Annotated in this window: 23 protein-coding genes and 1 pseudogene; 19 read left to right on the forward strand and 5 right to left on the reverse strand. The window is 43.8% G+C overall.

Annotated features, from left to right (window positions below; all coding sequences use genetic code 11):
• Positions 1-39: 39 nt before the first annotated feature.
• Both dnaN and dnaA read right to left on the reverse strand, forming a co-directional pair.
• Positions 40-1140: a DNA polymerase III subunit beta gene (gene dnaN, locus AC5YB1_RS01435; protein ID WP_475515404.1), complete on the reverse strand. Its 1101-nt coding sequence runs from the start codon at positions 1138-1140 to the stop codon at positions 40-42.
• 20 nt (positions 1141-1160) lie between these two features.
• Positions 1161-2543, reverse strand: coding sequence for a chromosomal replication initiator protein DnaA (dnaA, locus tag AC5YB1_RS01440; RefSeq protein WP_475515403.1), 1383 nt, complete (start codon positions 2541-2543; stop codon positions 1161-1163).
• Positions 2544-2986: 443 nt separating this feature from the next.
• Between dnaA and rpmH the strand changes: the two genes are divergently transcribed.
• From rpmH to mnmE, 5 genes and pseudogenes are all read left to right on the forward strand, one after another.
• Positions 2987-3124, forward strand: a complete 138-nt coding sequence (gene rpmH / locus AC5YB1_RS01445) for a 50S ribosomal protein L34 (RefSeq protein ID WP_011867659.1) — start codon at positions 2987-2989, stop codon at positions 3122-3124.
• A 15-nt stretch (positions 3125-3139) separates the two neighbouring features.
• Positions 3140-3496, forward strand: a complete 357-nt coding sequence (gene rnpA, locus AC5YB1_RS01450; protein ID WP_494520433.1) for a ribonuclease P protein component — start codon at positions 3140-3142, stop codon at positions 3494-3496.
• Positions 3463-3718: pseudogene (yidD, locus tag AC5YB1_RS01455) on the forward strand (membrane protein insertion efficiency factor YidD). The gene rnpA and the pseudogene yidD overlap by 34 nt, the downstream one beginning before the upstream one ends.
• Before the next feature lie 3 nt (positions 3719-3721).
• On the forward strand, positions 3722-5353 hold the full coding sequence (yidC, locus tag AC5YB1_RS01460; protein ID WP_494520434.1) for a membrane protein insertase YidC: 1632 nt from the start codon (positions 3722-3724) through the stop codon (positions 5351-5353).
• Positions 5354-5462: 109 nt separating this feature from the next.
• On the forward strand, positions 5463-6824 hold the full coding sequence (gene mnmE / locus AC5YB1_RS01465) for a tRNA uridine-5-carboxymethylaminomethyl(34) synthesis GTPase MnmE (protein WP_494520435.1): 1362 nt from the start codon (positions 5463-5465) through the stop codon (positions 6822-6824).
• Positions 6825-6897: 73 nt separating this feature from the next.
• Here the strand turns inward: mnmE and AC5YB1_RS01470 are convergent, their stop codons facing one another.
• The 3 genes from AC5YB1_RS01470 to AC5YB1_RS01480 all read right to left on the reverse strand — a co-directional run bounded on the left by AC5YB1_RS01470 (position 6898) and on the right by AC5YB1_RS01480 (position 12201).
• Positions 6898-7050 carry a hypothetical protein gene (locus AC5YB1_RS01470; protein ID WP_494520436.1) on the reverse strand — a complete coding sequence of 51 codons (153 nt, stop codon included), beginning with the start codon at positions 7048-7050 and terminating at the stop codon, positions 6898-6900.
• A 1049-nt stretch (positions 7051-8099) separates the two neighbouring features.
• Positions 8100-8807 carry a sulfotransferase gene (locus AC5YB1_RS01475; RefSeq protein ID WP_494520437.1) on the reverse strand — a complete coding sequence of 236 codons (708 nt, stop codon included), beginning with the start codon at positions 8805-8807 and terminating at the stop codon, positions 8100-8102.
• A 226-nt stretch (positions 8808-9033) separates the two neighbouring features.
• Positions 9034-12201: a DUF3427 domain-containing protein gene (locus tag AC5YB1_RS01480; RefSeq protein ID WP_494520438.1), complete on the reverse strand. Its 3168-nt coding sequence runs from the start codon at positions 12199-12201 to the stop codon at positions 9034-9036.
• Positions 12202-12618: 417 nt separating this feature from the next.
• Between AC5YB1_RS01480 and AC5YB1_RS01485 the strand changes: the two genes are divergently transcribed.
• From AC5YB1_RS01485 to atpG, 14 genes are all read left to right on the forward strand, one after another.
• A complete protein-coding gene (locus tag AC5YB1_RS01485; RefSeq protein WP_204165148.1) occupies positions 12619-13260 on the forward strand; it encodes a LysE family translocator in 642 nt (213 codons plus the stop codon).
• Between the two features lie 491 nt (positions 13261-13751).
• Positions 13752-14516 (forward strand): bifunctional 2-polyprenyl-6-hydroxyphenol methylase/3-demethylubiquinol 3-O-methyltransferase UbiG, encoded by a 765-nt coding sequence (ubiG, locus tag AC5YB1_RS01490; RefSeq protein WP_494520439.1) that lies wholly within the window; start codon positions 13752-13754, stop codon positions 14514-14516.
• Positions 14517-14708: 192 nt separating this feature from the next.
• A complete protein-coding gene (gene mioC / locus AC5YB1_RS01495; protein ID WP_494520440.1) occupies positions 14709-15149 on the forward strand; it encodes an FMN-binding protein MioC in 441 nt (146 codons plus the stop codon).
• A 483-nt stretch (positions 15150-15632) separates the two neighbouring features.
• Positions 15633-17522 carry a tRNA uridine-5-carboxymethylaminomethyl(34) synthesis enzyme MnmG gene (gene mnmG / locus AC5YB1_RS01500; protein WP_494520441.1) on the forward strand — a complete coding sequence of 630 codons (1890 nt, stop codon included), beginning with the start codon at positions 15633-15635 and terminating at the stop codon, positions 17520-17522.
• A 102-nt stretch (positions 17523-17624) separates the two neighbouring features.
• Positions 17625-18248, forward strand: a complete 624-nt coding sequence (gene rsmG, locus AC5YB1_RS01505) for a 16S rRNA (guanine(527)-N(7))-methyltransferase RsmG (protein WP_494520442.1) — start codon at positions 17625-17627, stop codon at positions 18246-18248.
• A gap of 101 nt (positions 18249-18349) precedes the next feature.
• Positions 18350-19138 carry a ParA family protein gene (locus tag AC5YB1_RS01510; protein WP_110458817.1) on the forward strand — a complete coding sequence of 263 codons (789 nt, stop codon included), beginning with the start codon at positions 18350-18352 and terminating at the stop codon, positions 19136-19138.
• Between the two features lie 10 nt (positions 19139-19148).
• Positions 19149-20027, forward strand: a complete 879-nt coding sequence (locus tag AC5YB1_RS01515) for a ParB/RepB/Spo0J family partition protein (RefSeq protein ID WP_494520443.1) — start codon at positions 19149-19151, stop codon at positions 20025-20027.
• 223 nt (positions 20028-20250) lie between these two features.
• Positions 20251-20634 carry an ATP synthase subunit I gene (locus tag AC5YB1_RS01520; protein WP_494520444.1) on the forward strand — a complete coding sequence of 128 codons (384 nt, stop codon included), beginning with the start codon at positions 20251-20253 and terminating at the stop codon, positions 20632-20634.
• 12 nt (positions 20635-20646) lie between these two features.
• Entirely contained in the window at positions 20647-21441 is a 795-nt protein-coding gene (atpB, locus tag AC5YB1_RS01525; RefSeq protein ID WP_494520445.1) for a F0F1 ATP synthase subunit A, read from the forward strand.
• A gap of 70 nt (positions 21442-21511) precedes the next feature.
• Positions 21512-21763, forward strand: a complete 252-nt coding sequence (atpE, locus tag AC5YB1_RS01530; RefSeq protein ID WP_011639455.1) for a F0F1 ATP synthase subunit C — start codon at positions 21512-21514, stop codon at positions 21761-21763.
• Positions 21764-21800: 37 nt separating this feature from the next.
• Positions 21801-22271: a F0F1 ATP synthase subunit B gene (atpF, locus tag AC5YB1_RS01535; protein WP_494520446.1), complete on the forward strand. Its 471-nt coding sequence runs from the start codon at positions 21801-21803 to the stop codon at positions 22269-22271.
• Positions 22272-22286: 15 nt separating this feature from the next.
• A complete protein-coding gene (gene atpH, locus AC5YB1_RS01540; RefSeq protein WP_494520447.1) occupies positions 22287-22820 on the forward strand; it encodes a F0F1 ATP synthase subunit delta in 534 nt (177 codons plus the stop codon).
• A gap of 14 nt (positions 22821-22834) precedes the next feature.
• Positions 22835-24376, forward strand: coding sequence for a F0F1 ATP synthase subunit alpha (atpA, locus tag AC5YB1_RS01545; protein ID WP_494520448.1), 1542 nt, complete (start codon positions 22835-22837; stop codon positions 24374-24376).
• Between the two features lie 49 nt (positions 24377-24425).
• On the forward strand, positions 24426-25286 hold the full coding sequence (gene atpG, locus AC5YB1_RS01550; RefSeq protein WP_494520449.1) for a F0F1 ATP synthase subunit gamma: 861 nt from the start codon (positions 24426-24428) through the stop codon (positions 25284-25286).
• Positions 25287-25311 lie beyond the last annotated feature (25 nt).

Below are 25311 nucleotides of genomic sequence, written 5' to 3' on the forward strand. Positions count from 1 at the left end.
TAAAACAAACGCCACCCAAAAGTGGCGTTACCTGTTGCGTTACAGACGCATTGGCATCACAACATACATAGAATCTTCTTCAATATGGTTTTCAATCAAGGCGCTGGAGTTGCCATCGATTAGGGTGATACGCACATCATCGGAAGGTAGGTTGTTTAAAACATCCAATAAATAACTGACGTTAAAGCCAATTTCTAGCGGAGTATTGTCATATTCGATATCTAAGATCTCTTCCGCTTCTTCCTGCTCGGGATTATTAGCGGTGATCTTAATTAAATTTTGTTCTAGCTGAACCCGCACCCCGCGAAACTTCTCATTCGACAAAATAGAGGCGCGTAGCAAGGCTTGCTTTAATTGATGACGACTGGCAATCACTACCTTATCACCGCCTTTAGGCAGTACTCGGCGGTAATCAGGAAAACGCCCATCGACAAGTTTACTGGTAAATACCGCGCTTTGAGTGATAGCACGGATGGCATTGTCACCAATGGCGATGGTGACATCGAGATCTTCACCTTCAAATAAACGTTGCAGCTCTAACACACCTTTACGCGGCACAATGACCTGCTTTTCAGGTAATGAATCGGCTAAGGTGCGATGACTCAACGCCAGACGATGCCCATCGGTTGCAACGGCTCTGAGCACATTGCCTTCGGTTTCTAACAACAAACCATTAAGGTAATAACGCACATCTTGGTTAGCCATCGAAAACTGGGTTGCATCGATGAGCGACTTTAAGGTGCCTTGCTTGAGGGTAAACTCGATATCCGCCTGAAAGGCGTCAACATTGGGATATTCTTCAGCAGGCAGAGTCGCTAAAGTAAAACGACTGCGGCCAGAGCGAAGCAACAGGCGGTTTTCCTGTTGCTCTATTTTAAGTTCGACTTGATCAGGAAGTGATTTAACAATATCGAGAAATTTCTTAGCCGGGACGGTCGTCCGCCCCTCAATGACCTCACCCTCAAGCTGTGCTTGGCCAACCAACTCTACCTCTAAATCGGTGCCGGTCAGTTTAAGTGAGTGACCACTTACTTCAACTAAAAGGTTTGCCAGAATAGGCAAGTTATGTCGTCTCTCCACCGCTCCACTAACCAGTTGAAGTGGCTTTAATAGGGCATCCCTATCAATTGAAAATTTCATGTGTTTCAATTTCCCTGATTTTATGAAGATAACGTACGGATCAAGTTAGCATAATCTTCTTTAATGTCATGACTTTCTTCACGTAGCTGTGCGATTTTGCGACACGCATGCAATACGGTAGTGTGGTCACGACCACCAAACGCATCACCAATCTCAGGTAAGCTTTGGTTAGTTAACTCTTTCGACAGTGCCATTGCCATCTGTCGTGGGCGTGCCACGCTACGTGAACGACGCTTAGACAGCATATCGGCCATCTTGATCTTGTAATATTCAGCAACGGTTTTCTGAATATTGTCTATAGTGACCAATTTTTCTTGCAGAGCCAAGAGATCTCTTAACGCTTCACGCACAAAATCGATGGTGATCGGCCGACCGGTAAAGTTTGCGTTAGCGATAACACGGTTCAATGCGCCTTCAAGTTCACGTACGTTGGAGCGTAAGCGTTTAGCAATAAAGAATGCCACTTCATCAGGAAGGTTAATCCCGCTTTCTTGTGCCTTACGCATCAAAATTGCAACACGAGTTTCTAACTCTGGTGGTTCAATCGCCACGGTTAAGCCCCAGCCAAAGCGCGACTTAAGACGATCCTCAACGCCGTCTATCTCTTTAGGATAACGATCAGAGGTCAAAATGATCTGATGATTTCCCTCAAGCAAGGCATTAAAGGTATGGAAAAACTCTTCTTGTGATCTGTCTTTATTAGCAAAAAACTGAATATCATCGATAAACAGCGCATCCACACTGCGGTAGTAGCGCTTAAACTCTTCAATCGCATTATTTTGTAACGCTTTAACCATATCCTGAACAAAGCGCTCAGAATGCATGTAAACCACTTTGGCGTTGGGATTATTCTTGATAATGCCATTACCCACAGCATGCAGTAAATGCGTCTTACCTAAACCGGTACCACCGTATAAAAACAGTGGGTTATAGGCGCCACCTGGGTTTTCAGACACCTGCAATGCAGCCGCTTTACCCAGTTGGTTCGACTTACCTTCAACGAAGTTTTCGAACTGATAGGTTGGATTGATGTTGCTACGATGATTGGTCATCGTTGACGGTTCATTGGTGTTGAACGACGGCTTACCAGGGGACTTATTGGCCGACGGTATCGTGGCACTCTTTACTGAAGCGGTCGGTCGAACCGGCTGGCTCGCTGGACGGCTACCAATATCGAAACGCAACTTAGGCGCATTACTGCCCATTTGCTCAGTAAAGAATTGATTAATGGTATTAAGGTACTTGTCTCTTACCCAATCGAGAACAAACCGATTCGGTGCGTACAGCACTAGAGTATCCCCGTCCATTTCGGCTTGTAACGGTCTGATCCACATACTGAATTGCTGAGCCGAAAGCTCGTCTTGTAGTCGTCCGATACATTGCTGCCAAAGTGAAACCGCCACGTACTTATCCCCAAAAGATCATACAAAGGGGTGTATTCTATAGTGAGATCACAAGGATCGCTATCCTTTAAATGGATTTATCCCCAGTAAGATCAACTTGACTTTTTGACACTGATCCAGATCGATCGCAGCCGATCAATTTATTTATATAAACCAGTAAACTCAGCTTTATTAAGCGATCCAGATCGATCTATAATTAGCAACCTTCGTTCAGGCAAATGAATACCAGATCCACAAGATGTAGTGTTCATTCACAGAGTTATCCACACTAGAGTGTGTATATAACCTAGCCGAGCAGAAGTATTAAAGGAAGATTTTGTACACTTGTTGATTTTGCTTGTTGACGGGCATCACTAAAGTGATTACAATTCGGCCTCTTTTTTGCCCTTACTTCTAATTTGTAGGAGTCAGGTTTATTCACCTAACAAAGACGGATTGCCATAATGAGTAAACGTACTTTTCAACCTAGCAACCTGAAGCGCAAGCGTTCTCACGGCTTCCGCGCTCGTATGGCTACTGTAGGTGGCCGTAAGGTTATCGCACGTCGCCGTGCAAAAGGTCGCGCTCGTCTTTCTGCTTAATCAGTAGAAATGCAAGTGACCAGCTATACCTTTACGCGGGAGTTACGTTTGTTAACTCCCGCGCAATTCAAATCTGTATTCTCAAATCCTATCAAAGCTTCTTCGGCTGAAATTACCTTACTTGCTATACCTAACTCAGAGCAACATCCACGTATTGGATTAACCGTTGCAAAACGTTATGTAAAGAGAGCTAATCAACGCAACAGAATTAAACGTATCATCCGCGATAATTTTCGTTTGCATCAGCACGATCTACCCCCGCTTGATATCGTCGTTTTGGTAAGAAATGGCGTACTGGATATGGATAATGCAGCACTCCACAAACTGGTAGAGAAGTTATGGCGCAAACTCAGTCGCCGTTACAATGGCTAGCCACTACGTTAATTCGTGGCTATCAAATCTTTATCAGCCCTATACTAGGGCCAAAGTGCCGTTTTCACCCCACATGTTCAACTTACGCCATTGAAGCCATTCATTTGCATGGATTTGTGAAAGGGAGTTGGTTTGCAGGGAAACGCGTATTAAAATGTCACCCTTTACATCCGGGCGGTGAAGATCCCGTCCCTCCAAAAAATAAATAGGTGTAATAAATAGGCTATGGAATCTCAACGCAATATATTGCTTATCGGTCTGCTTTTTGTCAGCTTTTTGCTGTGGCAGCAATGGCAAACAGACAAAAACCCGCAACCCGTTGCTACTGAATCATCAGTGGCCGCGTCAACTACTGTCGCAAATACACATGGTAGTGATGTTCCTGATGCCGATGCTGCACTCCCAGAAGCAGTCGTTGCATCTAAAGAACTCATTACTGTCACCACAGACCAGTTGATATTAAAAATCAACCCAGTCGGTGGTGATATCGTTTATTCGGCATTAGTGGCGCATAAACTTGAACTCGATAAAGACGAACCTTTCGTGTTGCTCGAGCAAACTAACGACATCTACTATATCGCGCAAAGCGGCCTAATAGGTCGTAACGGTATCGATAGCAGCGTTAAAGGCCGTGCCCACTATTCAAGCCAAGCACAGCAATACACTATGGCCGATGGCCAAGACGCACTCGAAGTACCACTGACTTATGTGGCCGACAATGGTGTGACTTACACCAAAGTGTTTGTGTTGCATCGTGGCAAATTCAACATCGATGTAGATTACCGTATCAACAACACCTCTAGCGAACAGCTACAAGTGCAGATGTATGGCCAAATCAAGCACAGTATCAAAGAAAGCGAAAGTAGCATGATGATGCCAACGTATCGCGGTGCTGCATTCTCGACTCAAGATACCCGTTACGAGAAATACAGCTTCGAAGATATGGCTGACAAAAACCTAGACAAGAAAACCCTAGGTGGTTGGGCAGCAATGCTGCAGCACTACTTCGTTTCTGCATGGGTTCCACCAGCAAACGACCAAAACACGATTTTTTCTAGCATTAGCGCAGGCGGATTAGCCAATATTGGTTTCCGTGGTGCAGTGTATGATATTGCCCCAGGTAGCAGCCAAACCATTGGTGCACAATTCTATGTTGGTCCTAAAGACCAAGCGGCATTATCGGAAATATCTGAATCACTTAACCTAGTGGTCGATTATGGTTTCCTATGGTGGTTGGCAGTACCTATTTACAAACTACTGATGATCTTCCAATCATTTGTAGGTAACTGGGGCTTAGCGATTATCCTTATCACCTTAACCGTTCGTGGCCTGCTGTACCCACTAACCAAAGCACAATACACCTCAATGGCAAAGATGCGTAACCTGCAGCCTAAGCTAGCTGAGATGAAAGAGCGCTTCGGTGATGACCGTCAAAAGATGGGTCAGGCGATGATGGAACTGTACAAGAAAGAGAAAGTAAACCCTATGGGGGGCTGTCTGCCTATCTTGCTACAGATGCCGATTTTCATTGCCTTGTACTGGGTACTGTTAGAAAGCGTTGAGTTGCGTCATGCACCCTTTATGCTATGGATCACCGACCTTTCGGTACAAGATCCTTACTATGTGATGCCAATCCTAATGGGTATCTCAATGTTCTTAATGCAGAAGATGCAGCCAATGGCGCCAACTATGGACCCAATGCAACAGAAGATGATGCAATGGATGCCAGTGGTATTTACCGTATTCTTCTTATGGTTCCCAGCCGGTCTTGTACTTTACTGGTTAGTCGGTAACATTGTTGCGATTACTCAGCAGAAGATCATCTATGCTGGTTTGGAGAAAAAAGGGTTAAAATAACCTTTTAGTTCCAACAAACAAAAGCGGTCGGATACTAAGTATTGACCGCTTTTTTGTTTTATATAAACGCATATTTTTGCCATTCACCATCAATTTAGGAAACACAGTAATGACAACAGATACTATCGTGGCACAGGCAACCGCTCCCGGACGCGGCGGCGTGGGGATCATACGTATCTCGGGCGACAACGCCAGCAAAGTGGCAATGGCCGTGTTAGGGCATATCCCTAAAGTCCGCTATGCCGATTACTGTGACTTTAAAGATGCTAATGGGCACGTGATAGACCAAGGCATTGCCCTCTTCTTTAAGGGGCCCAACTCATTTACCGGCGAAGATGTACTCGAGCTACAAGGCCATGGCGGCCAAATCGTACTGGATATGCTGATCAAGCGCGTCATGGAAGTGGGCGGCGTACGTATTGCTAAACCAGGGGAATTCAGCGAGCAAGCGTTTATGAACGACAAGCTGGATCTGACTCAAGCCGAAGCCATTGCCGATCTGATTGACGCCACCAGCGAACAAGCCGCCAAAAGCGCCCTCAATTCGATGCAGGGTGAATTTTCCACCCAGGTACATGATCTGGTCGATCAGGTGACTAACTTACGTTTATACGTAGAAGCCGCTATCGACTTCCCCGACGAAGAGGTCGACTTTCTCTCTGACGGCAAAATTGCCGCCTCGCTCAACCGTATTATCGACAAACTCGATTCGGTGCAATCGAGTGCCAAACAAGGCGCGATTATTCGCGAAGGGATGAAAGTCGTTATTGCGGGTCGCCCGAACGCAGGCAAATCGAGTCTACTGAACGCATTAGCCGGTAAAGAATCGGCTATCGTTACCGAAATAGCCGGCACCACCCGTGACGTATTGCGCGAGCACATTCACCTTGATGGTATGCCGCTGCACATTATCGACACCGCAGGTCTACGTGACACCACAGATACGGTAGAGCAAATAGGTATCGAGAGAGCCTGGGCCGAAATAGAAAGTGCCGACCAAGTGCTATTTATGGTCGATGGCACCACCACCAATGCAGTCGATCCCCACGATATTTGGCCAGACTTTATTGATCGCCTCCCCAAAAACCTTGGCGTCACCGTCATACGTAATAAAGCCGACCTGACTGGCGAACCATTAGAGACCACCCAAGAACAGGGTTATAAAGTCTTTCGTCTATCGGCAAAAACCGGCTTAGGCGTCGAGGAGCTTAAAGCACACCTTAAATCTCTTATGGGCTACCAAAGCAACCTTGAAGGTGGCTTTATCGCCCGTAGGCGCCATTTAGAAGCCTTAGAGCTTGCCAGTAGTCACTTATTACTGGGTAAAGAGCAGTTAGAGGTTTATCAAGCGGGTGAACTGCTCGCTGAAGAGCTACGGATGTGCCAAATGGCCTTATCTGAAATCACGGGTAAATTCACCTCAGATGACCTACTGGGTAAAATATTCGGCTCTTTCTGTATCGGGAAGTGATGCCTAGCTGGATTACGCTGGGCGTTATTAAATAAAAAGATGAGCATTGGCTCATCTTTTTATCAATATTGATTTATAGCTTGTTAGATGTAGACAACTCAGCCTCTAATTCTTGCTTCACTCTTTGGGTTTTAAACTCAGAGTAAAGCACAGCTTCATCATTAGGATTTAACGTCTTACCCGACTCTTGGATCAACTTGTCGAATAATGGCTTGGTATTTTCCATCACCACCAAGACACACAATTGTTTTTTATCATCGATGCGGACATATGCGACTTGCCTAGTGATGACAACTTAGCATTACTAAAAACCATTACGATAAGATTCACTCGAGCAAAATAATCACGCTTGAAAGCTGAGGCACCAAAATGGTTTTCAAACACACCAAAATTGATGCTCAAGCTTACCTTCAATTCAGCCGTGACCTTGGCGCTACACTAGATTAAAAATCAAACAAAAAAGCCGCGATCATTTAAAGATCTTGTCACGCTTTGGTGCATAAACACTCAGATCGAGATCAATTTAATCAACAGAGATATCAACAAGTAATCCACGGGGGATCTAAAGTTAATCAACATAAGGTGGAAAGCATTAAGGATCTGTTTTTTAAAGAAAAAATACAGCGGTGTTTTTTGTGGATTTTGATTAGCTTAGTAAATTTCAGATCTCAGTAAAAAAGTTATACTCAAAATATATCGCTAAAAATAAGCCAGATCGCAGCGCAGATCGACTGATTAGTCGATGTCAACCATTCTACTCGCTTTTTTATACTAGATTTTCACGCTTTTTCAGCATACCAACCAACAAGCAATAACTCTGCTTCCCCAGCACTCGATCCAATATTTAGACCTAACAAATGCACGCCAATCAGCACCAATCTAATTAACCCAGTATTAGCCTAAATAATTTAGATCGAAATCAATCAGCCCTTTATGCAGTAATGACTCAATTAACATGAAGATAAACCGAGTAGGCTATGACCAACACCCACTGCGAGCGATAACACACGTAGCAACTATAGATAAACATGGCGGCATCAAGGTGGTAAAAACGTCGAAAGTCTAAATAACCAAAGTCTAGAGAACAGCTTACGCTAGCGCGGGTTTGATGAGCATGGTGGGTAAGATGCCATGTATAAAAACAGACTCAGTTGTTACTGCCTATGAATTGTGCAATTCAAAGCCTTTGGTTAATAGCCACTAGGGCGCTGAAGTTCCACGTGAAACTTCACCTGCTCGTTTATTCCACTGTAGTTATGTGATGTTCAAGATAAGTTAACCCAATTTGTAACTGAAAAACTTACGTTTATCGGGCCCTACAGCATTAGTACTGATTTTATTAGGATGTTTATATTCATCCCAACTGGCGACATTTCGCCCTTTATTTAAATGAGGAAAGTTTAAATGAGGCAAATTTGAGTGGGAAGATGGTTTCACATCGCAAGATAGCGCGCCGTTCAAAGGTTCAACCGATAAAAATGTCATAAGCTTTGCCAAACTGTCAGCATCACTAATATCAATACTAATAAAGTTAGCTTGCTCGCTAAAGTAATCAAAAACTTGTTTTTTATGATTATGATAACAATCAACCAAATGCATCGCACACATAGGATCATCCACCCGATTAATCGCAAAACTGTGATTAAAACTGCGCTTTAAAATGGGATGAAACCGCCCCGTTTTATCATCAAGGTGCACCAACATTCGACTAAGTAACATCTGCATCGATGGCACCCAAGCATCTAGCGCCCGGTCTAAGTAAACAAATTTAGCTTGTGGATATAAACCATGTAACTGGCGATAATCACTAAAACACGGTGCGTCAGACACCACATCCGCCAACTCGAATGCCTGCTTAGTAAACGCCTGATGAGCCACTTTAAAGCCCTGTTCTAACAAAGCCACACTAACACTCGTGGTTCCTGTTCGCGGCAGACCTATGATGAAGATTTTGGCTCTATTAGGATTGCAGCAATTCGGCATAAACTTAACCCTAGTTTTAAGTGGTCTCGATTTAATGAGATGCAGTATAAGGGAATGGCTAAGTTTGTTCGAGCTTACATAGCATTATAAAAATGCGTTAATTGAACATGCCTTTATATAGCGCCTTGGTAACAACTTAGCCTTTGCAACTCCCTATAACTATCTGCAATAAAATGGAATTTGGATTTATGCTTTGATTGATTAATTGATAAGCAGAAGCTCTTTGCTAGCCAACAGATAACTTAGCGGCGTCATGCCACATTACATCAGGTATTGGATGCTCTAATCGCCATGTGATATTCATCGGTTGTGAACCGCTATAGCTGACATAATGTACTTTGCCAAAATTCACGAATCCCATAGTGCGGCCATTTTCGTCTTTTGACTGCTCTCGAACAAACAACAGTATGGTTTTCCTTAGCTTTTGTTGCTCAATATAACTCAGGCCTCGACCACGTTCTGGCCGTGCGCTATTTTGTGATTGCCAGTGAAAAAGATGCTCGCTAATGGCATAGTCGTGATACATGGTTGTCGGTGAAAACTGCTTCTCTGATTTGTTTAACGTGACAAATAAGCATTCAAGATTTTGGTCATTAATCGCAAGCACCCCTTCTCTTGAAGGTGATTTAACTGAAAATGTGCTCGCACCAATCGCCGCAAAAATTTGCTCACGAGTATAACGAGAGTGCACTTTCAAAACGGTGGGTTGTTGCAATTCTAAATCCATTTCTTGATGGTGTATCCGGTTAATAAGTATCGCCAACACTGCCAACAACTCTTCCTGTAACGGTTTATTGCGTAGCATCTGCAAGCTAGCAGTTAAACTGTGAATGTTTAAAGCCGTACCAGATCTATCCCAAAAGTTGTAATGGCACATTAAGGCAAACTGATTTTGAATAGGATCTAGCCCGTCAAAAACAAAATCATTTTCGCATAACTGTTTGATAAATAATAAATAGGAAAGTGAAGTACAACTGAGTAAATGAAAGTTAATCGCACGATAATACGCTTTAGCTAAATTGGGCAGCGCTGCAGGTTCAGCAACCTGATGGCCCTGAACAGCCTCGACTAATAAGGTCCAGCCACATTGACCATTAATCTTGATGCGATAAATGTCTTCCAAGGTCACTTGCGGATTAAGACGTAAAAAATTACCTAGCGTGAGCGGTAAATTAGTCTGATGTTTAAAGTTTGCTATTAGGCTGGTTAATCGATTGGCATTGAGCGTTGCGCGGATAATATTGCGCAAAATCATCGACTGCGCTTTCTCCTCAAGTTCAATTCGGCACCCTAGCGGTAGATGCGGAAAGTCATTCAGAATTTCATCTTTAATCGACTGATTGGTTTTACCGACTAATGCTCTAAATTTTTGCGAGAAATCATATTCATCACGTGAATTGCCGACAAAATCTAATATGGTGCAACACTGCTTATCATCGGTGAGACGTAAGCCACGTCCAAGTTGCTGCAGGAATATAGTCAAGCTTTCCGTTGGCCGTAAAAATAACAAGGTATCCACTTCAGGAATGTCGACACCTTCGTTGAAAATATCCACCACGCATAAAATAGATAATTTGCCACTAACTAGGCTCTGCCGCTTTTGTTGGCGTTCAGAACGATTATCACTGGTCAGCACATCGGCGCTGATCCCCGCCAAATTGAACTTCTTCGCCATGTATACGGCGTGTTCCTTGGTTACACAAAAGGCTAACGCCTTGATATTATTTGTATCTGTTACAGTTTCAACTAGGCTGCGAATAATGCGCGTCACGCGTTGTTCATTGTGAGTGTATAAATTGCTCAGCTCAGCGACGTCATAACGACCATGGCGCCAACTTAACTTACGAAGATCGGTCGCATCATCGATCGCAAAATATTGAAATGGACATAAATGCCGTTGATTAATGGCTTCGGGTAACCGTATTTCAGCCGCTATCACACCACAAAAATCAGCCAAAATATCGACACCATCGTGACGCTCTGGTGTAGCCGTAAGCCCCAATAAAACCTTAGGTTCAAAATGAGCTAAGAGCCCACGGTAACTGCTCGCAGCAACATGATGGACTTCATCAATAACAATATAATCATAAAAATCAGCCGCTAATGGCAGGTTATCAAGTTGCAGATTCAAGCTTTGGATAGATGCAAATAAGTGTTTGTAACTATTTGGTTTATGCTCTGCAACCCACAACTCGCCAAATTGGTTGTTTTTTAACACGCCACGATAAGCACTGAGGGCTTGCTGTAATATTTCTTGCCTATGGGCAACGAACAAAAAATTGGCTTCTGGATGCAGTTTATAAAACCGCGCAAAATCGAACGCGGAAATAATCGTTTTGCCCGTGCCTGTCGCCGCGACAATAAGATTTTTAAAACGGCCATGAACGCTTCGTTCTACTGCAAGCTGTTCGAGGATTTCTCGCTGATGCGCAAACGGCTTAATGTCAAAATGAAATGAGCTCGATTCAGTGCCACAGCCTTTCGCTTCTTTGAGCGCATTGTTTAACTTTTCTTTACTGTTCGCATCACCGCTAAAAAGCTCAAATTCGTTCGATTCCCAGTAAGTTTCAAAAGTGCTGAGTGATTTATCAATAATGTGGGGAATTTCTTGGGTGGTGATCTTAAGGTTCCACTCAAGCCCGCTGGTCAATGCAGAATGCGATAAATTTGAAGAACCGATATAACCAGTATGAAAACCCGTATTTCGTAGAAATAAATAGGACTTTGCATGCAGCCTTTCGCGTTTAGTGTTGTAACTTAATTTTACTTGGCTATTGGGTAAACTGGCTAGAAACTCGACGGCCTTAGCATCAGTAGCGCCCATATAAGATGTCGTGATGATACGTAACTCTTTACCACTGCGCGTAAATTCCTCAAGTTCATTTTTGAAGATACGAATACCCGCCCACTTGATAAATGACACCAGCCAATAGATTTTATCTGATGAGTGGATCTCACGTTTAAGCTCACTTTCAAGCGATAATCCCGCATTACTACCACAAAAAAGCTCACTCTGAGTGAGCCCTGTTAATGGAAATATGGCGGCCGTATATTTAGGTAAATCAGTTGCAATAGGATTTTGCTTGTTAAAGAGAGCCGTGAGTATCCGACCTTGGCTATCGATGAGATTTTCATCAATAAAATCATCATCGTTAATGTGCTCTTTGAGCCACATCACTAACCGATTAGCCAAACTGATTTGATTGATAACTTGGTTTTCATCTGCGGGAACAGAATTAATCACATATTCAATGACTTTAGTCAAAAAACGTGAGAGCCAAACACTTGCCTCAGCAACTTCTAGCTTCCTTTCCCCAACAAAAAATATGTCCTTATCTAAGCGCTGCTCAATGAGTTGAGTAATAAGCTTTTCGTAAATCCCGACCTGTTCCATAGCCAGATATGCCCCAAGACTAACAATCAAAGTGCTAGTGAATATATCACATAAGAAATTGATTCAAGATGATATTTTCATAATAGCTGAATATTTAGCTTAGGGATAAATACCACTTAGACTTTGACTCATAATCTCCACAGCGCAAACCTGTTTGGCCTTGAGTAAAATGCACAGTAGAAATAATATTGCTCAGCTAATCAGCTTTCAGGCATTAGCCACTAATGAGCTCCATTTCAAAATAGCCACTAACATTAAACCGTGAAGCTCAACTAAAAATACGCAGTTAATTCCACCATCGTAAAGCTGCCCTGCCAGTGATTTATGGATTTAAATCCCTTGTCACTTTCATTTTTAATCGATCGCTGTAAAATCCGCGCCTTGTTTTAGTCTTTAACCTTAAGCAGTCCATTTTTGATGATCGATCTCAACCTACTACCACTCTATTTAACCACTGTAATTGCGCTGCTGCTGATCCCTGGCCCTGACATGCTATTAATCGCCAGTTCTAGCCTAAGCTATGGTAAAAAGGTGGGGGTTTATGCCAGCTTTGGTAATGCCACATCGGGGCTTATTTTGACATTGCTGGCGGCACTGGGCGTTTCTGCAGTCATAGCGGTTAATCCATTAGCTTTAGAACTACTTCGTATATTAGGTGCCGCCTACTTATTGAAGATGGGATGGGATTGTATTCGCAGCAGTGCGGCCGATGCCCCGCAAATTGAGCAACAAGATAATATTGCTAAACAACTGTACCGACGTGCAGTGATGAGCAATCTGCTCAATCCGAAAGCTTTGATCTTTTTTGTATTGTTTTTACCGCAATTTGTCTCGACTCAGCTAGCCACGAGCTCTGGCCAGCAAATGTTAGTCTTAGGTCTATTACTCAATGTGATGGGATTACTATTTAATCTATTATTGGTCGCTATGGTGGGTACATTAGGTAAGTCATTACTTAATAATGATAAATTTAGACAAAATCAAAATAAGTTTATGGGGATCATCTTTTTTGCTTTAGCCATTTGGCTTTTGGTATCACAGGTTAAAAGTATTAGTTAACCCAGCTTTAACGCGTTGTTGGCTGCTGTACTAACTAATATAAGCCTACTAAATATAAGCTTATGAACAGTAAGCCGCCGACAAACGTACGCCTTTTACCAGTTAATTATCCAGTGCTATTTAAACCACACTTTGACACTGGCTAATAAAGTAAAGCCGCCCACTCTTGGTGATCAATAACTAGTTATCACTAACACTCAATAATGCTTAGCCATTAAGTCATAGCCCTAAAATAAACGACTTAACCACCCCACTCTTTCCCCTGTAAACCGCTACCACTGAGCGCCCGGCGCTGGCCTCTTTTAATGCACTGTTACTGATTGATAAATCTGCCGCGCTATACCATTCGTCACTTGATGCCATGACTCACCTTCCTTTAGCCTAAAATTAATGATGGCTCCAACAAATAATGTGTGCACTGATTTAGGTGAACTAACGTCACCGTTTTGTACGTATATAATCAAATAACCTGCAAATAGAAATGGATCTTTATGTTAGATAAAAGCCAGCTGAGCAATAGACCCAAGATGCTCGACCAACAAGCTGAAATAGCCAAATTTGATGCTCTAGCGCAAGAGTGGCGCGATCCTAAAGGTAAATTTAAGCACGTATTAGCCTTTAATCAGACTCGCTTAACTGCCATAGAAGATGCCATAGCAGGTCATTATCAACGAGATTTAACTCAAGACGTCAGCTTCGAAGGTTTGTCGATCTTGGATATTGGTTGTGGTGTTGGCCTACTATGCGAACCATTAGCCAGTCAGGGGGCTGATGTAACCGGTATCGATGCTAGCGCCCATAATGTGCTATTGGCACAACGACATGCTAAAAGTTGGTCGATCAAAGTCGACTATCAACATTGCTTAGCCGATGATTTACTGAATAAACCACTCCAATATGATGTGATTCTAAACACCGAAGTGATTGAACATGTCGACGACCAACGCCAGTTAATCGATGTGTGTTGTCAGCTGTTAAAACCAGGAGGATTATTGGTGATGGCGACTCTTAATCGCACCATCAAATCCTATCTTATCGCCATTATCGGGGCTGAGTATGTCATGGGGTACCTACCCAAGGGCACTCATGATTGGCGTCATTTTGTAAAGCCACAAGAGATAGATAACATGATATCGCGCCATGGATTAACCACTATAAAAGTGGAAGGAATGCGCTTTAATCCATTTTTCAACCAATGGAAAACCAGCCGCCAACCCGACGTAAACTATTTGCTCTATGCCCAAAAACCGCTTTAAAACTGGCTTGCAGATACCGCCATCACATTATGCGGTATGGCGGTTATTTATCGTTATAACGTGCTTACCAACAAGACCTAAATGGGCTTTTCACTTATGATGCCATAATGGCTTAGATTGACATTAACTCGGTTTTAATCGGTTAATGCGGCATAAAGCTTAATCATCTTGTGACTCAATATAGGAAAAATAATGGCAAAAATAGAACTGATTGTCGGTACAACACTGGGCAGTGCCGAGTATGTTGCTGATGAATTAGCGGCACAATTAGAGGCTTTAGATCACCAAACTCAGGTACATTTAACCCCAGAACTGAACGATCTTGACCCTAAATGCCTATGGTTAATCGTGTCATCAACCCATGGTGCAGGCGATCTACCTGACAATATTCAGCCTTTTTACGAAGAAATCGTGGCCAAAAACCCCGATCTTAGTCGAGCCAAATATGCTTTGTGTGCCATTGGCGACTCCAGCTACGATACTTTTTGCCAAGGGCCTGAAAAATTAATTGAAGCGATCGAAAATTGCGGTGCACAAGTCTATGTGGATAAGATCCAGATCGATGTGCAATACGATCCTATCCCTGAAGAGCCTGCTCAGGCTTGGTTAAGCTCCTGGCAAGATCATCTTTAACGATCCCATTCCCGTATAACTCTAGTAATAGCCCACAGATTAGATCATCTTTATCCACATATTACGCTCTTAAATGATAAATATGTGGATAACCTATTATTTGATCATGATCTAACTCTGTATTATTCACTGACCTCGATGACCAAAGATCACCCTTGTGGATAAGTAGGCGATCTATCCCCAAGCTTACGCCAGTTAGATCGCGATCAGATCACAGGATCAGAATGATGCTATCTATTGATATTAAAGGTGAATTAGAGTTATCCACCGAAAAGTGCGATCCTAATAGTAAACATAATAAAGGATCTATATAAAGATCTTAAGATCTATTAAGCAGATCCACTTGAGATCGAAAGGGCTAAATTGATCTTTCACCAAATGCCTTCCAGGTGCTAAAATGCTCGGCTACTCGATGGTTAGTTTGTCGGTAGCAAATATCAATCTACTTTCAATTTCGATACAGGTTTTATTTAAGGTACTGTGATGCATTTTCATGAACGGTTTGATGTAATTGTTGTTGGTGGCGGTCATGCCGGAACCGAAGCTGCATTGGCATCTGCTAGGATGGGGTCAAAAACGTTATTGTTGACTCACAACATTGATACCTTGGGACAAATGTCCTGTAATCCAGCAATTGGAGGGATTGGTAAGGGCCATTTAGTTAAAGAAATTGACGCCTTAGGTGGCGCTATGGCCATAGCAACAGATCATGCGGGGATTCAATTTAGAACCCTAAACTCGAGCAAAGGCCCTGCAGTTCGAGCCACCAGAGCCCAAGCTGACAGAGCTCTTTACCGAGCTAAGATCCAACAAATTTTACAAAATCAACCTAACCTGCGCTTATTTCAACAAGCGGTAGATGATCTCATTGTTGAAAACGATCGCGTTATAGGGGTTGTTACTCAGATGGGCTTAGCATTCGAAGCTCCAGCGGTAGTGTTAACTGCAGGAACCTTCCTAAGCGGTAAAATTCATATTGGCTTAGAAAACTACAGCGGAGGACGCGCTGGCGATCCGCCATCGATCTCTTTGGCGCAGCGATTACAAGAACTGCCTATCCGTGTAGGACGTTTAAAAACCGGTACTCCACCACGTATCGATGCCAACACCATTAATTTTGACTTGATGAGTGAGCAAAAAGGTGATGATCCATTACCTGTAATGTCGTTTATCGGCGATGTAAAAGATCATCCTCGTCAGGTCTCTTGCTATGTGACCCATACTAACGAGCGTACCCACGACATTATTCGTGGTGGACTCGACAGAAGCCCAATGTATTCAGGCGTCATTGAAGGTATTGGTCCGCGTTATTGCCCATCGATTGAAGATAAGATCAATCGCTTTGCAGACAAAACATCACACCAGATTTTTATTGAGCCAGAAGGGCTTAATACTAACGAGATCTACCCTAATGGTATCTCAACCAGTTTACCTTTTGATGTACAGTTAAACCTGGTTCGTTCGATCCAAGGTATGGAAAATGCACAAATTATTCGCCCTGGCTATGCCATCGAATATGATTATTTTGATCCGCGCGATCTCAAAAACTCACTCGAAACTAAAGCGATAAGTGGACTCTTCTTTGCTGGCCAAATTAATGGCACCACAGGTTACGAAGAGGCTGGCGCACAGGGGTTACTTGCTGGCATGAATGCATCACTACAGGTACAAGGCAAAGAGTCTTGGTGTCCACGTCGTGATGAAGCCTATCTTGGTGTTTTGGTTGATGATCTATCAACCCTTGGTACTAAAGAACCCTACCGCATGTTTACCAGCCGCGCGGAATACCGTTTATTGCTGCGTGAAGACAATGCGGATCTGCGCTTAACCGAGAAAGGTCGTGAACTGGGATTGGTTGACGATAACCGCTGGGCTAAATTTAATACTAAACGTGAAGCCATTGAACTAGAGCTTCAACGTCTACGCAGCCAATGGATCCACCCTAATTCACCTTTGGTGGATGCGTTAAATCCGCACCTCAATACGCCAATTACGCGTGAAGCGACCTTTGAAGATTTACTACGCCGCCCAGAGCTAGATTATCCTAAGTTGATGAGTATTGAAGGTTTTGGCCCAGCCATTGAAGATCAACGTGCTGCAGAACAAGTGCAAATTCAGGTGAAATACTCTGGCTATATTCAACGCCAACAAGATGAGATCGATAAAGCGATTCGCCATGAAAAGACTCGTCTGCCGTTGGATCTTGATTATCAAGAAGTGCCCGGTTTATCTAACGAAGTGATCGCCAAATTAAACGATCATAAACCTGAAACTGTCGGCCAAGCGTCGCGTATTTCTGGTATCACACCTGCCGCGATCTCTATTTTGTTGGTCCATCTTAAAAAACGTGGTTTGCTCAGAAAGAGCGCATAAAACCAAGCTGTTGATTGATATAAGTCTAGATGGTAAGCCTTGGTGCTTCCCATCTAGGCTCGTCCGCTTCATAATATCCCATTGTTTATCGAGGATACGTCTGTGTTATCAGCCCAATTAGATACTTACCTTGCCGAAATCGAGATGACGGCAACGCCAGAGCAAAAACAACAGCTGCTCGACTTTGTTGCCATGTTGGCTAAATGGAATAAAGCCTACAATCTAACGTCGGTGAGAGAACCCGAGCAGATGCTGATCCGTCACATCATGGACAGCTTAGCGGCAAGCAAACATCTTGTTGGAGAGCGTTTTATCGATGTGGGCACTGGCCCAGGATTGCCCGGTATTCCGCTGGCGATTATGAATCCCGATAAAACCTTTGTACTGCTTGATAGTTTGGGTAAGCGAATTCGCTTTCAGAAACAGGTTCAATTTGAGCTTTCTATCGCTAATATAAGCTCGGTGGAAAGTCGTGTCGAAGCCTATCAACCTGAAGAAAAGTTTGATGGCGTATTAAGCCGCGCATTTGCCTCAATTCAGGATATGCTGCATTGGTGTCACCATTTACCGAAAAAGACTGGCTGTTTTTACGCGCTAAAAGGCCAATTAAGTGATGACGAAATGGCACAACTACCTGAAGGCTATAGCGTTACTCATGTATTTGAATTAAAAGTCCCTCGTCTCGATGAGCAGCGTCATTTGCTCAGAGTGGTTAAAAACCCTTAGGCTCGAGGTCGATGACTGTTGCATTATTAAATCAGTTCAAGCAATTTGATAGCAGAATAAACTGACCCTAAACCAGCTAACAAGATAGACAGGATAATATTGTGGGTAAAGTGATAGCCGTGGCCAACCAGAAAGGTGGTGTCGGGAAAACAACAACTTGTGTGAATTTAGCTGCATCTTTGGCTGCCACTAAGCGCAAAGTTTTGCTTATCGATCTTGATCCTCAAGGTAACGCTACTATGGGTAGCGGTGTCGACAAATACAGTGTCGAAAATACCGCCTATGAGCTGCTCGTTGAAGAAAAAAGTTTCGATGACATAGTGTATCGCGACACAACGGGTAAATACGATCTGATCGCCGGTAATGGCGATGTGACCGCAGCTGAAATTAAGCTGATGGAGTTTTTTGCCCGCGAAATTCGCCTTAGAAATGCACTTGCGCCTATCAAAGATGATTACGACTTTATCTTTATCGACTGCCCGCCTTCGCTCAACATGTTGACGGTCAACGCCATGTCGGCAGCCGATTCAGTGCTTGTGCCTATGCAGTGTGAGTATTACGCTCTCGAAGGCTTAACCGCACTCATGGATACCATCAGTAAGTTAGCTGCTATGGTTAATCCTGGGCTGTCTATCGAAGGGATCTTACGCACCATGTACGATCCGCGTAATCGACTATCTAACGATGTATCCGATCAACTTAAACAGCATTTTGGCGATAAAGTGTACCGAACGGTGATCCCTCGTAATGTGAGGTTGGCTGAAGCCCCCAGTTTTGGTGCTCCTGCCATGTATTACGATAAGTCTAGCGCGGGGGCTAAGGCTTATTTGGCGCTAGCTGGTGAAATTATTAGACGTGCAGAGCAACATTCTCAGTTAGAGCAAGCTTAAGGAAAAATTGATGACACCGAAAAAACGTGGCTTAGGCAAAGGGTTAGATGCGCTATTAAGCACTAGCCATGCAGCGGCTAGCAATATGGCTTCTAAAGATACCAGCAGTGACAGCCATGAAGAGCTAAAGATGATTGCCGTAGACTTGCTGCAACCGGGTAAGTATCAGCCTCGTAAAGATATGTCACCCGAAGCGTTAGACGAACTTGCTGAATCGATTCGTAATCAAGGTATTATTCAGCCCATCGTTGTGCGCCGCGTTTCTGAGCAAGGATATGAAATTATTGCCGGTGAACGTCGCTGGCGTGCGTCTCAATTAGCTAACTTAGACAAAGTGCCTTGTATCATTAAACAGGTGCCTGATGAGTCGGCTGTTGTTATTGCATTAATTGAAAATATTCAGCGTGAAGATCTCAACGCGATGGAAGAAGCGATTGCGTTAAATCGTTTAATTGAAGAATTTGACCTCACCCATCAGCAAACTGCCGATGCTGTAGGAAAGTCGCGTACTACTGTATCAAATTTATTACGCTTGAATGGCCTAAACGAGCCAGTAAAGCGCATGCTTGAGTATGGTGATATCGATATGGGCCATGCTAGAGCGTTACTTGCCGTCTCTGGCGATGAGCAAACGACACTGGCTAGATTAGTGAGTGCTAAAGAGCTAACTGTTCGAGAAACTGAACGTTTAGTTAATAAAACCTTAAATCCACCTGAAATCATCGATAAGCCAGCAAAAGATCAGGATGTTGCCCGCTTAGAGAGCCAGTTAATTGAAAAGTTAGGTGCCAAAGTTTCTATTACTCATAATAAAAAGGGTAAAGGTAAAATGGTAATTAACTATCAAAACTTGGCTGAATTAGATGGGATTATTGAAAAAATCCGCTAATTATTACAAGTTAACGCAATATTATGTAATTTTGTGACATCTGTTAATCTTCCTCTTTTAGACTTTTGGCGTAGATCACGCGAAAAGTCTCGATTTTCCCTACCTTAAACTTGCTTTGAATGTGCGAAAAGGTATACTTTCGCAAGCTTTTTGTACCTCGTCAGTGAACGGATATTTGTAGTCCGGTCATAGAAACAAAAAGTATGAATGCGGAGAAGATGAATTGAGCAAGGTTTTAGCACGTCGTGGCCGGTGGTCTGCCTATAAGTTGGTGATGATGCAGGCGGCGATGGCTGGGGGTGTTTCGATTGTCTTTTTCGCCGTGTGGGGAGCTCAGTTTGGACTATCTGCGTTAGCAGGCGGTGCAATTGCTGTACTCCCTAATTTTGTATTCGCGACCCTCGCTTTTTCCCACACGGGAGCAAGTTCAGCAGGAAAAGTTATGAAAACTTTTTACTGGGGGGAAGCGGTAAAGTTGCTGTTAACCATTGCTATGTTTTCGTTAGTGTTTATCAATCTTAAAGTCGTATTTATGCCGCTTTTCGTTTGTTATGTTGCTACCTTATTCGTACATTGGACAGCTCCTTTATACTTCAAGCAAAGTTAAGTGGGATGAATCATGGCTGCAACTGGTGAAGCGTTAACACCGCAGGGCTATATCCAGCACCACCTTACCAACTTACAGGTTGGCGAAGGCTTCTGGACATGGCACATTGATTCGTTGTTCTTTTCGGTTGGGCTTGGTGTTCTATTCTTGTGGCTATTCCGCAGTGTTGGCAAGAAAGCAACGACAGGTGTTCCCGGTAAGCTTCAATGCTTTATCGAGATGATCGTTGAATTCGTCGACTCTAGTGTGAAGGAGACCTTCCACGGCCGCAATCCTGTTATTGCTCCGTTGGCGCTAACTATTTTTATGTGGGTATTCATGATGAACTTCATGGATATGATTCCAGTTGACTGGATTCCATCACTGGCAGCTGCTGCTGGTATCCCATACATGAAAATTGTGCCAACTACTGACTTAAATATCACCTTCAGCTTAGCTATTGGTGTGTTTGTGCTGATTATCTATTACAGCATCAAGGTCAAGGGCATTTCAGGTTTTGTTAAAGAATTGACATTACAGCCTTTTAACCATAAGGCAATGATACCCGTCAACCTCCTATTAGAGTCAGTTACTCTGATCGCTAAGCCTATTTCATTGGCATTGCGTCTATTTGGTAACTTGTACGCAGGTGAGTTGATCTTCATCCTTATTGCGCTGATGTATGGTGCTAACATGGCGTTATCTGCCCTAGGTGTGACATTACAACTAGGTTGGTTAATCTTCCATATTTTAGTTATCACTCTGCAGGCGTTTATCTTCATGATGCTGACGATCGTATATCTCAGCATGGCACATGAAGATCATTAAGGGTTGCTGAAGAAATTTTTTTTAAGCTAAATCACTAACTAACTAAAGATTTAGAATACTGGAGATAGAGATGGAAACTGTATTAGGCATGACAGCTATCGCTGTTGCTCTACTGATTGGTATGGGTGCTCTAGGTACCGCTATCGGTTTCGGCCTACTAGGTGGCAAGTTCTTGGAAGGCGCTGCGCGTCAACCAGAAATGGCTCCTATGCTACAAGTTAAGATGTTCATTGTTGCTGGTCTATTGGATGCTGTAACCATGATCGGTGTAGGTATTGCACTATTTATGCTGTTTACTAACCCACTGGGTGCAATGCTGTAATCAACGCTTCTGTCTTTAATCTAACTAGGAGGCTGTTGTGAATATCAACGCTACCCTAATCGGTCAGACGGTTGCCTTTATTATCTTCGTGTGGTTCTGCATGAAGTTTGTTTGGCCCCCTTTGATGAATGCCATCGAAGAGCGCCAAAAAAGGATAGCCGACGGTCTAGCTGATGCTGATCGTGCTGTAAAAGACCTTGAGTTGGCACAGGCGAAAGCCACCGACCAACTAAAAGAAGCTAAGGCAACTGCTAACGAAATCATTGAGCAAGCTAATAAGCGCAAAGCTCAGATTGTCGAAGAGGCCAAAGCCGAAGCAGACGCTGAGCGTGAAAAAATTATCGCTCAGGGTAAAGCAGAAATTGAAGCTGAACGTAATCGCGTGAAAGAAGACCTGCGTAAGCAAGTCGCCTCTCTAGCCATCGCTGGCGCAGAGAAAATCCTTGAGCGTTCGATTGATGAAGCCGCCCACAGTGACATAGTTAATAAACTAGTTGCTGAAATTTGATAAGGGAGTTGAGTTATGGCTGAAATAACCACCATCGCTCGTCCTTACGCAAAGGCAGCGTTTGACTTTGCTCTTGAAAAAGACGCAGTAGAAAGCTGGGCAGAAATGCTTAGTTTTGCAGCTCAAGTCAGTGAAAACGAGACGATGAAGCCGCTACTGTCTGGCGCATTAGCCAGTAACCAGCTTGCAGAACTTTTTATTAAAGTGTGCGGTGAGCAGGTCAATGAGCAAGGTCAAAACCTGTTAAAGGTAATGGCTGAAAACGGTCGTTTGGAAGTACTTCCTGCCGTATGTGAACTCTTCCAAGGGTTCCGCAATGAGTGGGCGAAAGAGGTTGAAGCACATGTTGTTTCTGCCACTGAGCTTAGCGCAGAGCAACAACAGCAAATCGGTGCTTCTCTAGAGAAACGTCTCACACGCAAAGTTAAGCTGAATTGTAGCGTAGATGCCAGCCTAGTCGCTGGTGTAATTATCACGGCAGGCGACCTAGTCATTGATGGCTCGGTCAGCGGTAAACTAAACCGTCTGTCTGATACGCTGCAGTCGTAATTGGGAGTTTGAGCATGCAACTGAATTCCACTGAAATCAGCGATCTGATTAAACAGCGGATCGAGCAGTTCGAAGTCGTTAGTGAAGCTCGCAACGAAGGTACTATCGTTGCAGTAAGTGACGGCATCATCCGCATCCACGGCCTAGCCGATGTGATGCAAGGTGAAATGATCGAACTGCCTGGTAACCGTTTCGCAATCGCGTTGAACTTAGAACGTGATTCTGTCGGTGCCGTAGTTATGGGTCCTTATGCCAATTTGGCTGAAGGTCAAAAAGTTAAAACAACTGGTCGTATCTTGGAAGTTCCAGTTGGCCGTGGTCTATTAGGCCGCGTAGTCAACACATTGGGTCAACCAATCGACGGTAAAGGACCTATCGACAACGATGGTTTCTCTCCTGTTGAAGTTATCGCACCAGGTGTTATTGAACGTAAGTCAGTAGATCAGCCAGTGCAAACTGGTTATAAAGCCGTTGACTCTATGATCCCTATCGGTCGTGGACAACGTGAATTGGTAATTGGTGACCGTCAGACTGGTAAAACAGCGCTAGCGATCGATGCCATTATCAATCAAAAAGACTCTGGCATTAAGTGTGTATACGTAGCAGTAGGCCAAAAGGCTTCTACCATTGCTAACGTAGTTCGCAAACTTGAAGAGCACGGCGCATTGGCTAATACCATTGTTGTGGTTGCAACCGCTTCTGAAGCTGCTGCACTACAATACTTGGCGCCATATTCTGGCTGTTCAATGGGTGAATACTTCCGTGACCGCGGTGAAGACTCACTAATCGTCTATGATGACCTGTCTAAGCAAGCAGTTGCTTACCGTCAGATCTCATTGCTACTTAAGCGTCCTCCTGGACGTGAAGCATACCCAGGCGACGTTTTCTATCTTCACTCACGTCTACTAGAACGTGCTTCACGTGTAAACGTTGAGTATGTTGAGAAGTTCACTAAAGGCGAAGTTAAGGGCAAAACAGGCTCTTTAACAGCACTGCCGATTATTGAAACTCAAGCGGGTGACGTATCTGCATTCGTACCGACCAACGTAATTTCGATTACCGATGGTCAGATCTTCCTTGAAACTGACCTATTTAACTCGGGCTTACGTCCAGCAGTTAACCCAGGTATCTCTGTTTCTCGTGTTGGTGGTGCGGCGCAGACTAAGATCATCAAGAAACTGTCTGGCGGTATCCGTACTGCACTTGCACAGTATCGAGAGCTTGCGGCGTTCTCTCAGTTTGCATCTGATCTTGACGATGCAACTCGTGCTCAGCTTGAGCATGGTGAGCGTGTTACCGAACTAATGAAGCAAAAGCAATACGCGCCAATGAGCGTAGCTGCTCAGTCTGTGTCTATTTTCGCAGCTGAAAAAGGTTACCTAAAGGCTGTTGAGCTTAAAAAGATCGGTGATTTCGAAGCTTCTTTGCTCTCTTACATGAACAGCGAGCATGCTGACCTAATGAAGACTATCAACGAGACTGGCGATTATAACGCCGACATCGAAGCTGGTCTGAAGGCTGGCCTCGACAAGTTCGTAGAAACCCAAACCTGGTAAAGACCCAGAGGTGTCTTAAGGCACCTCAGGTCCAGATTGGAGAGTAAAGATGGCCGGCGCTAAAGAGATTAAAACCAAGATCGCGAGTGTTCAAAACACTCAGAAGATCACATCTGCGATGGAAATGGTTGCAGCCAGCAAAATGCGCAGAGCGCAGGAACGCATGGCAGCGAGCCGTCCATATGCAGAAAATATGCGTAAGGTGATCGGTCACGTGGCGCAAGGTTCTCTCGAATATAAGCATCCTTATTTGGAAGTGAGAGAGGCTAAGCGTGTTGGTTACATTGTAGTGTCAACCGACCGTGGTCTTTGTGGTGGTCTGAACGTTAACCTTTTCAAAAAGGTTATCGCAGACGTGAAGAAGCAACGTGAAGCCGGTGCAGAAGTTGAATTCTGCCCTATTGGCGCACGCAGCGTACAATTCTTCAATAGCTTTGGCGGTAAAGTGTCTGCTTCTGCTTCGGGTTTAGGCGATGCTCCAAAGCTCGCTGACCTGATCGGAACAGTACGCGTAATGCTACAAGCTTACAACGAAGGCAAGCTAGATCGTCTGTATGTGGTATTTAACAAGTTCGTTAATACCATGAGCCAGACGCCTGTGATCGAACAGCTGCTACCTTTGCCTAAGTCGGATAGCGATGAGATTTCTCATCATTGGGATTATCTATACGAGCCAGATCCAAAAGAAATTTTGGAAAAACTATTGGTTCGCTATGTTGAATCTCAAGTTTATCAAGGTGTTGTCGAAAATATCGCATCTGAGCAAGCAGCCCGTATGGTTGCTATGAAAGCTGCGACAGACAATGCTGGTGAGCTTATCGATGACTTGCAGTTGGTCTATAACAAAGCCCGTCAGGCTGCGATTACGCAAGAACTGTCGGAAATTGTTTCTGGTGCCGCTGCAGTTTAGGCTGGGTAACGAATACAAGTTTTAG

The sequence above is a fragment of the Shewanella sp. 433 genome, assembly GCF_059338565.1.

Excerpts from the sequence above, each read along its gene's own strand:
- atpG (WP_494520449.1), top strand. The coding sequence starts at position 24,426 with ATGGCCGGCGCTAAAGAGATTAAAACCAAGATCGCGAGTGTTCAAAAC.
- rpmH (WP_011867659.1), top strand. The coding sequence starts at position 2,987 with ATGAGTAAACGTACTTTTCAACCTAGCAACCTGAAGCGCAAGCGTTCT.
- AC5YB1_RS01475 (WP_494520437.1), bottom strand. The coding sequence starts at position 8,807 with ATGCCGAATTGCTGCAATCCTAATAGAGCCAAAATCTTCATCATAGGT.
- yidC (WP_494520434.1), top strand. The coding sequence starts at position 3,722 with ATGGAATCTCAACGCAATATATTGCTTATCGGTCTGCTTTTTGTCAGC.
- atpH (WP_494520447.1), top strand. The coding sequence starts at position 22,287 with ATGGCTGAAATAACCACCATCGCTCGTCCTTACGCAAAGGCAGCGTTT.
- ubiG (WP_494520439.1), top strand. The coding sequence starts at position 13,752 with ATGTTAGATAAAAGCCAGCTGAGCAATAGACCCAAGATGCTCGACCAA.
- AC5YB1_RS01480 (WP_494520438.1), bottom strand. The coding sequence starts at position 12,201 with ATGGAACAGGTCGGGATTTACGAAAAGCTTATTACTCAACTCATTGAG.
- mnmE (WP_494520435.1), top strand. The coding sequence starts at position 5,463 with ATGACAACAGATACTATCGTGGCACAGGCAACCGCTCCCGGACGCGGC.
- AC5YB1_RS01515 (WP_494520443.1), top strand. The coding sequence starts at position 19,149 with ATGACACCGAAAAAACGTGGCTTAGGCAAAGGGTTAGATGCGCTATTA.
- atpA (WP_494520448.1), top strand. The coding sequence starts at position 22,835 with ATGCAACTGAATTCCACTGAAATCAGCGATCTGATTAAACAGCGGATC.
- AC5YB1_RS01470 (WP_494520436.1), bottom strand. The coding sequence starts at position 7,050 with ATGGAAAATACCAAGCCATTATTCGACAAGTTGATCCAAGAGTCGGGT.
- dnaN (WP_475515404.1), bottom strand. The coding sequence starts at position 1,140 with ATGAAATTTTCAATTGATAGGGATGCCCTATTAAAGCCACTTCAACTG.
- atpB (WP_494520445.1), top strand. The coding sequence starts at position 20,647 with ATGGCTGCAACTGGTGAAGCGTTAACACCGCAGGGCTATATCCAGCAC.
- mnmG (WP_494520441.1), top strand. The coding sequence starts at position 15,633 with ATGCATTTTCATGAACGGTTTGATGTAATTGTTGTTGGTGGCGGTCAT.
- AC5YB1_RS01485 (WP_204165148.1), top strand. The coding sequence starts at position 12,619 with ATGATCGATCTCAACCTACTACCACTCTATTTAACCACTGTAATTGCG.
- mioC (WP_494520440.1), top strand. The coding sequence starts at position 14,709 with ATGGCAAAAATAGAACTGATTGTCGGTACAACACTGGGCAGTGCCGAG.
- atpE (WP_011639455.1), top strand. The coding sequence starts at position 21,512 with ATGGAAACTGTATTAGGCATGACAGCTATCGCTGTTGCTCTACTGATT.